General features: G+C 43.5%; 8 protein-coding genes. 4 read left to right on the forward strand and 4 right to left on the reverse strand.

Annotation, left to right across the window (positions count from 1 at the left end; translation table 11 throughout):
• Positions 1 to 124 precede the first annotated feature (124 nt).
• The gene (gene trxC, locus M1D72_RS02095; RefSeq protein WP_456295368.1) at positions 125 to 559 is read right to left on the reverse strand and encodes a thioredoxin TrxC; all 435 of its coding nucleotides are present in this window, start codon (positions 557 to 559) and stop codon (positions 125 to 127) included.
• A gap of 94 nt (positions 560 to 653) precedes the next feature.
• On the opposite strand from trxC, the gene M1D72_RS02100 reads away from it, so the two are divergent.
• The 4 genes from M1D72_RS02100 (at position 654) to M1D72_RS02115 (ending at position 8,181) form a co-directional block, all read left to right on the forward strand.
• Positions 654 to 1,739, forward strand: a complete 1,086-nt coding sequence (locus M1D72_RS02100; RefSeq protein ID WP_456295369.1) for a beta-ketoacyl-ACP synthase 3 — start codon at positions 654 to 656, stop codon at positions 1,737 to 1,739.
• Between the two features lie 97 nt (positions 1,740 to 1,836).
• Positions 1,837 to 2,979, forward strand: coding sequence for an exonuclease SbcCD subunit D (locus M1D72_RS02105; protein ID WP_456295370.1), 1,143 nt, complete (start codon positions 1,837 to 1,839; stop codon positions 2,977 to 2,979).
• A 3-nt stretch (positions 2,980 to 2,982) separates the two neighbouring features.
• Entirely contained in the window at positions 2,983 to 6,027 is a 3,045-nt protein-coding gene (locus M1D72_RS02110; protein WP_456295371.1) for an AAA family ATPase, read from the forward strand.
• A 108-nt stretch (positions 6,028 to 6,135) separates the two neighbouring features.
• Complete coding sequence (locus tag M1D72_RS02115; RefSeq protein ID WP_456295372.1) at positions 6,136 to 8,181, forward strand: hybrid sensor histidine kinase/response regulator; 2,046 nt, start codon at positions 6,136 to 6,138, stop codon at positions 8,179 to 8,181.
• A 41-nt stretch (positions 8,182 to 8,222) separates the two neighbouring features.
• Here M1D72_RS02115 and cqsA read toward each other — a convergent pair whose 3' ends face one another.
• The 3 genes from cqsA to clcA form a co-directional block, all read right to left on the reverse strand.
• Positions 8,223 to 9,404: an alpha-hydroxyketone-type quorum-sensing autoinducer synthase gene (cqsA, locus tag M1D72_RS02120; RefSeq protein WP_456295373.1), complete on the reverse strand. Its 1,182-nt coding sequence runs from the start codon at positions 9,402 to 9,404 to the stop codon at positions 8,223 to 8,225.
• A 179-nt stretch (positions 9,405 to 9,583) separates the two neighbouring features.
• A complete protein-coding gene (locus M1D72_RS02125) occupies positions 9,584 to 10,561 on the reverse strand; it encodes a TDT family transporter (RefSeq protein WP_390194818.1) in 978 nt (325 codons plus the stop codon).
• A 98-nt stretch (positions 10,562 to 10,659) separates the two neighbouring features.
• A complete protein-coding gene (gene clcA, locus M1D72_RS02130; RefSeq protein WP_456295374.1) occupies positions 10,660 to 12,063 on the reverse strand; it encodes a H(+)/Cl(-) exchange transporter ClcA in 1,404 nt (467 codons plus the stop codon).
• Positions 12,064 to 12,088 lie beyond the last annotated feature (25 nt).

Here is a 12,088-nt window from a genome sequence, read left to right on the forward strand (position 1 = left end):
TTTAGCAAAAAACAAGTGATGAGTCTAATAGAATAGAACGTTGTGAGGTATTTTCAGAGAAGTCAGCAGTTAGTTGAGGAGGAGGCGAAGGTAGAATATGGCCCTCGCCTTAATTAAGTGAAAACTATTTAGCGAGCGCTGCGTTGAGCCATTGGTCAAATTGGCCTTTGGGCAGAGCGCCATTGATCATATCGACGCGTTGGCCATCCTTAAAGACTATGACGGTTGGAATGCTGCGAATCTGATATTGCGCTGCGATATTTTGCTGTGCTTCTGTGTCGATTTTTACACATCGAACTTGACCTTTTCGTTCGCTAGCGACATCGGAAAAAACGGGTGCAAACCCAACACATGGGTTACACCAAGACGCCCAAAAGTCGACAACAACAGGTTGGCTACTTTGCAATAAGGTCGTGAAATTCTGCTCGGTTCCTTCAATAGGTGCTCCATCGAGCAACGGCGATTGGCATTTTCCACATATTGGACTTTCTGATATGCGTTCGCTTGGGACTCGGTTGACTCCAGCACAAGACGGGCAGCGAGTATTAAATGTAGACATGACTTACCTCTCTGATTTTTGTCACCGCTGTGACACGCTATAGCGCGAGCCGTTATACTGCTAAGTAACAAATATAAAAATAATTAGGTGTTTGATGACAAATTATTATGCTGAAATTTCAGGGTGGGGTAAATGTCTGCCGCCCGCCACGCTCTCCAACGATGACTTAAGTACGTTCCTCGATACGTCAGATGAGTGGATTCGAACGCGCACCGGTATTGAAAATCGCCGAATTAGCCATGTCAATACGTCAGAACTTGCGACGCTAGCTGCTAAAAGGGCATTGGCGTGTGCTGGGCTTGAAGCCAACGATATTGATATAGTGATTGTAGCAACGTGCTCAGCAGATTCTTTAATTCCGAATATTGCCTCTAGAGTTTCACAAAATTTACACATCACCTCAGCCGCGGCATTTGACCTCAATGCCGCCTGTACTGGCTTTGTCTATGGGCTCGAAACAGCAACTCGCTTGATTCAAGCTGGGAATTATCGGCATGCGCTAGTGATTGGCGCTGAGCGACTGTCTTTTTTCCTTGATTGGACTAAGCGTGATACCGCGGTTTTATTTGGTGATGGTTCTGGCGCGGTGGTATTAAGTAAAACTGATCAGCCTGTAGGATTAATGCAAGCACAAATCGGTTGTGATGCGAAAGGACGAGATATTTTAGCCGTACCCAAATTTGGAACGGCCATGGATCGATTCGCTGCGGATAATGGTTATTGGGAATTTGATTTCGTCGGTAAGGAAATCTTCAAGCGCGCAGTCAAAGGAATGGGAGCCGCGGCAACGCAAGTGCTGCGCCGCAGTGAATTGGACAAAAGCGATATTGATGTTGTCATTCCGCACCAAGCCAATGTTCGGATTATCCAAACATTGTGCGACCTTTCAGGTATTGAACAGAGCAAAGCTTTCATCAATATTCAGCAGTATGGTAATACCTCGGCAGCTACCGTTCCCATTGCATTGTGTGAAGCGCTCGAGCAAGGCCGAATTAAGCCTGAGGATAACGTGTTGCTTGCCGCGTTTGGTGCTGGCCTTACATGGGGGGCAGGCCATATCAAATGGGGCGAACGTGTGACTCCTCTCGCTCAGAGTGATGCTCAACTCCCGCCATGTGAGCAGTCTGCGCTTGAGCTACTTGAGCGGGCGATAACCCATTGCAAACAAAAAGCCCAATAGTTGAACAACAGCCGCATTTCGCGGCTGTTTGCTTATAGTTATCATTACAATTTTCTTGTTATCATAGACTTTAGTTTTTTGAAGAGTCTGAATTGCAATGAAATTTCTTCACACTTCTGATTGGCATTTAGGGCGTCAATTCCACAATGTATCTCTGCTTGATGATCAGAAAGTGGTCCTAGAGCAAATCATTGACTTTATGCGTTCAAATCCCATTGATGCCTTGGTCGTGGCCGGTGATATTTATGACCGCTCAGTGCCACCAACCGCCGCGATTGAAGTCATGAATCATTTCGTGAACGTCGTTTGTGGCGAGCTTCATGTACCCGTTATCCTGATTCCGGGGAATCATGACGGAGCTCAGAGACTTGGGTTTGGCGCAGAGCAACTCAAGCAGGCAGGGCTGCATATCATTGCTCATTTTGACGATATGCTGCAACCCGTGGTTATTCACACGGAGCAGGCCGGTGATGTCGCGTTTTATGGCATGCCTTATAACGACCCAGAAATCGTTCGTCATTACTACCAGCAGTCGGTATCGACCCATGATGATGCGCATCAGCTGCTATGTGAAAAGATACGTGAGCAATTCCACTCTGAGCAAAAACATATTTTGATCAGTCATTGTTTTGTTGATGGCGCTATGGAATCTGAATCTGAGCGTCCACTTTCTATCGGTGGCTCTGATCGCGTGAATCATCAACACTTTGTCGACTTTGATTATGTGGCACTCGGGCATTTACATCAGCCGCAATACAAAGGTGAGTCCTACATTCGCTATTCAGGCTCAATCATGAAATATAGCTTTTCTGAGCAGCATCAGAAAAAAGGTATGACGCTGGTGGAAATCAACCAACAAGGCTTTCATTCCGCGACACATATCGATCTTCATGCTCCGCATCAAATGCGTATTTTGGAAGGTGAGCTCAATACCTTGCTAGAGTGTGGCAAATCTGACCCTAAAGCTGATGACTATCTTCTCGTTCGTTTGATGGATCAGCATGCTATTTTGGACCCGATGGAGAAACTTCGAGCCATTTACCCAAACGTCCTGCATCTTGAGAAGCCAGGAATGCTTATTGGCGTTGAGCAGGAAATGGGCAAAGCGCGTTTAGCTCGTGGCGAATTGGATATGTTTAAAGATTTTTTCTTAGAAGCGCAGCAAAGCGATTTAACGCCAGAGCAAGAAGCGGTCGTGACTCAAGTGATTCAGACGCTAACCCGCCATGGCGAGGAGTAATCAATGAAACCAATTACCTTGACGATCCAAGCGTTTGGGCCATTTGCAGGCACGGAACGGATTGATTTTACTCTGCTTGGGGCGAATCCATTGTTTTTGATCAATGGCCCAACTGGATCAGGAAAAAGCTCGATTCTCGATGCGATTTGCTTTGCGTTGTATGGTGAAACAACGGGTAGTGAGCGTACGGGTGATCAAATGCGTTGTGACTATGCCTCCTCTGATAGTATGACAGAGGTGAGCTTTGTGTTTGCTCTTGGTGACAAACAGTACAAAGTTGTGCGCAGTCCAGAGCAGCAAATCCCTAAAAAGCGTGGAGAGGGGACGACAAAAAAACTGCATAGTGCGACGTTATTTGCAATTGAAAACCAGCAAGAAACCTTAATTGCCAACAAACCCAAACCCGTCTCACAGGCGATGCTCGAACTTATAGGCTTAGACGTAAAACAATTTCGTCAGGTCATGGTACTTCCTCAAGGAAAGTTTCGTGAATTACTGATCGCCAACTCAAAAGACAGAGAGCAAATCTTTGGGCAACTGTTTCAAACCCATGTTTATACCGCTATTGAGCGAGCGTTGTTTGAAAAAGCCTCAAGTATTCGCAAAGCGAAAGAGGATTTTGATAATCAAATTATGGGGGCTTTGGGCACAGCGAACGTGCACTCGGAGCAAGAATTGAGGCAAGCGATGGATGCATTGCTTCCCGAGTTGAATGCCGCTAAAGCATACACCCAACAGTGTTTTGAGCAGCTTGAAACCGCTAAGCTTGATCAAAAAACCGCGCAGGATATCGCCAATAAGTATACCCAATTACGGCGTACTCAGCAGGAGCTTGATTTTCTTCAAGCTACTCGCGGTGACATTGAAAAACAACAACTCCAGCTGACTGACGGAAAAAAAGCGGCACAAATTAGTGTGACATATCGAGACTGGAAGCAATCGCAGCAGCAAACGGTAGAAGCGAATTTAGCCATCACTCAAGCTAAACAAGTCGTTTTAGAGCAGCAGCAAGCGGTAACTCAGGCGCAGCAAAACCACCAAACAGCGGAGCAAGAATCACAGCAGTTACCTGAGTTAAACCAGCGGGGCTATTACCTTGATGAATTGGAAAAAAAGCTGACTGAGAAAGGTAAACTGAGCGCACAATTGGATGAGTCGCAAAAAGCGTTGGTTCAGGCCCAGCAGCGTCACGAGCAAAGTCTGGGTCAATTATCTGATTTAAATAAGAAACTTGAAGAAAAGAATCAAGAGTTTGACAGCGCTAAAGCGCAGCAATCGCAGTTGGCTCTCAAACAGCAACAATATAAAGAGTTAAATAAGCAAATTCGAGCTTATCAAGAGCTCAATCAGACCTTGTCTGCCCTCTCTCACTATCAGCAGCAGGATGCCAGTGAGCAAGGCAAGCTTGAAGCGGCAAAAAAAGCCCTCGCGGATGCGGAGCATTTTGCCAATCAGCAAGAGTATCTCTGGCATAGTTCTCAAGCAGCGCTACTGGCTAAAACGTTGCTTGAAGATGCTCCTTGCCCGGTTTGTGGGAGTTGTGACCATCCAACCCCCGCAACATTTGAGTCAGAGGAAGTGAGCAAAGAAGCCGTAGAACAGGCTCGTCAGCATCAGCAGCAGGCTCAGTTGCTTGTTAACCAAGCGGCAGAGTCTCGTCATCAAGCCAGTCTCCAGTTGAGTAAAGTAGAACAGGCTGTTGCGGGATGGCGCCAACAGTTGGGCGATGTTGAGCAGCAGAGCTTAGAGGCTTTACAGCAGCAATCAGAGCAATTGCAGCAAGAAATTACGCAGCTTGAAGCCATTAATTTGCACCAAATTGAGCAACAAGCCAACAGCCTTAAGCAGTGTGTGGTGAGTAAAGAGAGTGAGATTCACGCTTTGTTGGCAAGTCGTGATGAAGCGCATAATCACGTCGTAAGGTTAAAAGGCTTAGTTGATAATCTTGCTGAGACGCTAGCGAAAGATGAGTTAACACGAGTTGAAGATGTTAAGGCTCAACAAGTACGACTCACACAACAAATCACTCGCCTAAAAGAGGCGTTGTCACTAACTCAGCAACGGCTTTCATCGTCTCAGCAGCAGTTGGTTGCCGCACAAACTGATCTCGCCAACAAAGAGCAATATCACAAACAAAGTCGTCAGCGAACGGAAGAGCTTGAGACTCAGTGGTACTCGGTATTAAAAGAGAGTGCGTTTGAAAGTGAACAAGCATTCTTGAACGCCAAATTGGAACCCGCTCAATTAGAAGGGTTAGAAGCGGCCATCAAAACCTATTTCGAAAAACAGGCAGCGATTAACGGCGTCTTGGAATCTCTCCACAAGGAACTTGGTCAGCATAAAGAACCAGAGATGGATTCGCTCGTCAAACGTGTTGAAATGCACAGCGAAAAATATCAACAAGCACAAAAACAGCAGTCTGAACTTCAATCGAATTTTGATGGGTATCACAAAGTCGAAACAAACTTAAAATTAATCCATCAGCAAAATGAGGCTTTAGAGAAACAGTATCAGGTGGTTGGAACGTTAAGTGACGTTGCAAATGGCAGAACAGGCTCTAAGGTCAGTTTGCATCGTTTTGTGCTGGGTGTATTGCTTGATGATGTACTGATTCAAGCATCAACTCGGCTGCGATTAATGACTAAAGGACGTTATGAATTACGCCGCAAAGAAGATAGAGCGAGAGGAAATGCGGGCTCTGGCTTAGACCTGATGGTGGAAGATGGGTATACAGGAAAATGGCGTGATGTCGCCACGCTATCAGGCGGAGAGTCTTTTATGGCGGCGCTTGCGCTGGCATTAGGCTTATCTGATGTGGTTCAATCATACAGCGGCGGTATTCGTTTGGATACGTTATTTATTGATGAAGGTTTTGGTAGCCTCGACCCAGAATCACTTGATTTAGCGATTCAGACCTTGATCGATTTACAGCAGGGTGGACGAACCATCGGTGTCATATCTCACGTGACAGAAATGAAAGAACAAATGTCTCTGCGTGTGGATATAAAAAGTAAAAGGGCAGGAAGTTCGATATCGTTAGCACATTAACGAATCGATATTTTCAGAAACGATTAATGTCAGTTAGATGTGCGCACAGCTTTAAAAAATTATAAAATAGGCGGCTAGTGGATGGCACAAAGGTTTGTAGGAATTTCAATGGAAACAGTAAGAAAGGTTTATCAATATGCGGAACCGAATCTTACCTTAGTAGGGTGGCTAGGCTTAGTAGGTTTTCCTACTTATTACATCGTATGGAAATTCATTTTTCCTCAGCCCTATGAAAGTGCTCCTCTTCGTATTATTTGTGCGCTTCTTTTGGGAGGTGTCGCATTTAGGGAGTATGCACCTAAATACATAAAACGATACATCCCTGCCTACTACTTGGTGTCTATAGGCATTTGTATTCCGTTTTTCTTTTCATACATGATGTTTAAAAATGGCTGGACAACAGTGTGGGCGATGTCATTTATGGCATCCATCTTCTTGCATATTCTGTTAGTCCATCAGACTCGAGTTATGGTGTCACACGCAGCATTTTTTATTGCTATAGCGTTTTTTTCTGTTTATGGACTCGACTTTGATCTCGCCGCATCACAAGTTGTATGGCCCTATATTCCAATTTTCCTTTTTACCTACATATTCGGCAATTTAGCGTATTTTCGTAACCAAGTCTCGCATGAAACTAAAGCGTCGATTGCTAAATCATTTGGTGCGGGTATTGCTCATGAGATGCGTAATCCGTTAAGTGCACTCAAATCATCGCTTGAAGTCCTAGATTCAATTTTGCCAAAAAATAAAGATATTAAGCGCGATTTTTATTCGATCTCCGATTCTGAATTATCCCTAGCGAGGGAAGTCATAAATGATGCAGATGAAGTGATTCGTAATGGTAATGAAACCATTGATCTATTGTTAACATCTATCGATGAAAACCGTGTTTCCCGCAATACATTTAAGCGGCACAACGTTCAATCGGTTGTTGAAAAGACATTGAAAAGTTTTTCATATAAACGTGCGTTGGATAGAGAGTCTGTATTTTTACATGTTGAGGACGATTTTGCCTATCTTGGTAGCGATACTTTGCTGAAATATGCGTTGTACAATTTGCTAAAAAACGCGTTTTACTACCGAAGCTCAAATGACTTTAAGATTGATATCGAAATTACATCGAAAAGCAATCAGAACCTTATCCGTTTTAAGGATAATGGGGTGGGTATTGAGCCCGATATTCTTGAAAACATCTTTAAGGATTTTTACACTTTTGGCAAAAACGGGAGCTACGGCTTAGGCTTACCGTTTTGTAAAAAGGTAATGAACTCATTTGGTGGCAATATCACTTGCCGCTCTGTTGTTGGCAAATGGACGGAATTTACATTGTCTTTCCCTAAATACGAATCCAAAGTAACGGATAATATTAAGCTCGACCTTATGAAGTCGCGCTCGGTGCTCTTTATTGGTGAAACTGCGGTGTTTGGCCGATTTTTAAGTGAACAAGCGTTTTATCAAGGTTTTCATTTCAACGCCTGCGAGTTTGAACAAGCGCTGGAGCGAGAAGAGTATCAGTTTGAATTTTCACTTATTTTGCTTGATTTGGAAGTGATGGTGAATAAGCCAACGCAGTTTAAAGCTTTATTAAATAAGTTACATTTTACCGAAGCCAGAATTGTCTTCCTGTATGACAATACGAAAACCTATCACACGGATATTGAAAGACATTTAACGATATATCCAATTGAGCGAAATCGTTTGATTATGGATGCCAAATCGGTTCTGGATGAACTGTTTTTTGAAAATCCATCCAGTAACCGTAATTTGCTACCGCGTAAAGATGTTAAAGTCGGGAAAACTATTTTGATTGCCGATGATAATCATTCTCTAAGGACTTATACCTCCATTTTGCTTGAGAAACAGGGCTATCACACAGTTCAAGCTGAAGATGGAAGACAAGTTCTTGATATGCTGAATATGCAATCGGTAGACTTAATCATTATGGATTTAGAAATGCCACAATTGGATGGCATTAAAACAGCCTCAATGATACGTAATTCGCTGAATAGTTATTCATCTGTACCTATATTGGCTCATACCGGCGATGCGAGAAACGATACCATAGAGCAAATCAAGTTATCGGGTATGAATGACTATATTGTAAAACCCTCAAGTAGTGATGACATGTTAGATAAAATCTCCGATTGGATATAAAGTGACACCCACCACTTTTTTAGTCGTGGGTGCTTCTTTGTTTAAACAAAATACATAGTGGGCTCGGAATAGGCGCTTTTACATACCTCTATTATTTTGTCTAATTCAACTTGCGTAATAGAACTGTTTAATGAGAAACGCATGATGTTTTTATTCGGTGTGGTTGCTGGTCGACAGAATATTGCACCGAAGACACCATTTTTTTCTAGGTATTGACGCACTTTTTCTGTATTTTTTTCATCTCCTGTTTCTAGAGAAACAATTTGCGACTCACTTCGAATACTAAAACCGATTGCTTTAAGTTCATCAGCAAGAAATTTCGCAGATTTTGCTAAACGTTCACGAGAAGCATCAGCTTTAATAATGACCTCAAGTGTTTTTGAAATACGGTCATTCTCATACGGTAGCATTGCAGAGCTAAAAATCGCAGGGTAAGCAACAAAAGGAATGCATTCACTCGCTAAATTGTTACACCAGATAGCACCAGCACGATAAGCAAAAGTTTTCGCCAAACTAGCAGTGATGAAATCGACTTGTTTGGTTAGACCAAGCTCATTAACTAAGCCAGCGCCATGTTGGCCATGTGTTCCCAAAGAGTGAGATTCATCGACAAGTACTGCGCAGCCAAACTCTTTTGCGATATGCACGATTTCCTCGAGCGGCGCTATCGTACCAATCGTACTGTAAATGGAGTCAACAACCACAATTCCAGGACCATTTCGTTTGATTTGCTTTTTCATATGGCGAACGTTGTTGTGCATAAACGGATGAATATTCGCTCCGGCAATACGTGCTCCTTCCCACAATGACATATGAGCAAAGAAATCTATATATACATTCGTTTCACTATCACAAATGGTTTGTAGAAGCGCGGTATTGGCAGCCCAGCCTGATTGTGACAGTAGGCAAGAAGAGAAGCCTGTGAATTTTGCTAGCTCCGTTTCAACCGAGGGTTTTACGCCATCGTTTTGCAGGAAAACGCCAGACATGAAGGGGGTGTTTTGGTTTTTAAGCAAAGCTGCTGCGTGACATTGTACGATTTCAGGGTGATTGGAAAGATCTAAGTAATCGTTGCTTTGTAATACAATATCATTAGCGGCAGGCTTTTTTCCTACAACCAAGTGACGCCCATCATCGGTTGAATCGAATAAATCTTTTAGATAAAAGTCAATTTTAGATTGAATGAAATCGGGTAAGACTGGGAAATTCGTAACGGTATTCATAACTCATATATCCTTTTTTATTTGTAAACCTGATAGCCAGCTGACAAATAAATATATGAGTTAATTTTAATATAATTACGAGGTGAAATTATTATTATTTTGGGTACCATAACAAACAAAAATAGTGTGTATATTTATTATTTCTGTTTTTCCGTACCCCTAGGGGGGTATATCTAAATTTAAGGAACGTTGTTTTTAATATCTTTTTGTTTATTTATTATTTCCGGCCAATACATTTTTATATAGCCAAAAGTGACCCAAATAACCAATCCTGTTGCAACAGAAAGTTCAAACCATCCAAAATGGTGTAGCCAATGCCAGTGAGGATAATAGGCGGCAAAAAAGGTCGTAAGATGGTGCATTGCAACAGCGCTGATCACGGAAGGAAAGGTTACTGTCGCGATCGAAGGTTGAAATTTAGATTTAAGCAGTTTTAGGTAGCATAAATACACTAAGACCGTCATTGTGATGGCGATCCCTGCGAGAGCACCGGTTAAGATTGGGTCCGCATGCTTGTAGTTGACCAGATATGCCGCAAGCGTCAAATTTATAGGCGCTGCCATAATGGCCAACGTTGGCCTCGCGCGTTTAGGCACCATACCTTCAAACACTAAGCGATAGAGCACGACGGGCAACATAAAGAAATAAATCGCGACACAGATATTGACCAGCGTCGATGAGAAAACGGTGTGGCCAAATTGAGTTCCTGCGAGAGAGCTGCTGATCATCCCTACTGGGTACAAAAACCAGCTAGGCAGCAGATGTGACATTTTGAAATTGACGATTTGAAAGAAGAAAAACAAAATCATCATAACAAGATGGAGTAACAGCGCTGAAAACCAAATAGGGTAGGCGATAAGCGGTGAGATGGCGGCAAGGTAGTCACAAAGTACCAGGAGTGCCATGGTGATTGGTGCCATTAAACTGCCAGTGAGCGGATTTTGTAGATCACGAATAAAAAGTGAAAAGTTAGTAAAATACTTAATTAGAACTGGAATTAATAATAAAGCACCAAAAATGGCGCAATATTGTCGAGTAAAGGGACCAATTTTAGGAACGTAAAGCGACCAAGCATGACCAAGTGCTATGACAGCTAAAGCAAGTGATGCCTGAGATGACGGTACTTCATTAAACCGTATAAAACGCTTCCAGTCCAAAAATTAATCTCCTATTGGATATTATAAGAACTTCAGGTGAAAATTCACCGAGAGTATTATTTGTTCAAATAATATCAATAGGAGTGACTAACTGGCAATTAAGAATGTCGCTCCTTTGGGAGATCTCGCTGACGTAACTTCTCATTTTTCAATGTTCTACGAAGTAACTGGCTGTAAATGGGCTGGCCACCAAACATATGTGCGACAACCACTGCACCTAAACAGGTCGTAATCAACGGAAGAATGAGGTAGTAATTATTCGTCATCTCAATGACTAATACGATGCCAGTGATGGGGGCTCGCACGGTCGCCGCAAATAAGGCCCCCATGCCAGCGATGGCAAACATACCAGGGTCTATGTCCAGCTCTGGGTATATGCCTTTGACAACCACGCCAAACGCATACCCAAACAGTGTGCCGAGCGCGAGCATTGGCGCAAAAATACCGCCAGGCGCACCAGAGCCAAAACACATCATGGTGGTTAAAATACGACCCAAGAACAGGACAAGTAAGAATGCGGCGCCATAGTCGCCATTGGTGATATTAGGAATTAACCAAATACCGCCACCAGTCAGTTCAGGAATATACAGTAGGGTAATCCCAAAAAATCCGCCTAGCAGTGTGCCTGTGACTAAATAGCGCTTACGGTCATTTTTATGAATACGCGCAAATAAATCTTGAGAAAAGGTGACTAAGCGGTTGAACATCACGCCAAACACACCAAACAAAATGCCTAATGACAAAAATAGCCATAACGAAATCAATTCAGGGGGTTGATATTGCGGCATTTTAATCACGGCATCTTGACCGCTAATCATCCGGAATACGATATTGGCTGACATCGACGAAATGATCACGGCTCGAATTGAAATTAGTGAATAGCGAAACTGCGGACGCATCTCTTCGACGACAAACAAAATTCCCGCCAATGGCGCATTAAATGCCGCCGCCAGTCCTCCTGCAGCACCAGAAGCAAGCAGAGAGTGTCGAGTGTCTTCATTTTTTATCTTAAAAACATCGGTGACCATGCGCCCGATAGCTCCGCCCATCTGCACGGTAGGGCCTTCTCGGCCAAGCACCATGCCAGAACCAAGGGCGCCCATACCACCAAGAAATTTTACGGGAATGACTCGCCACCAACGAACAGGCCGCATACCATCCATCGCCCCTTCGATTTCCGGAATTCCTGAACCTGCTGCCTCTGAGCAAAAGCGATGCACAAGGAAATAGCCAACAAACGCCAAGCCTGCGCTAATAACAAATGCCGCAAACCAGAGTGGAACGAGGTGGCCGATTTCGCTCTTTAGCCATTCAGTGCGCGTTTCGGAGACAAAGTGCACAGCGACTTCAAAATAGGTGCCGACTAAACCAGCAAGGATACCAACCAAGAGCGCCATGAATAATACAGAGATAGGGGTTCGATCTTTAGAGAGAAACTGATTTATTGCATCTTTTGGAACATGGGCAAGAAAAGACCGCTTTATTTTCTCTCTATTTGTCATTAGTTTAAAGGCCTCGTAGTCGACG

Source organism: Vibrio sp. AK197 (genome assembly GCF_053903115.1).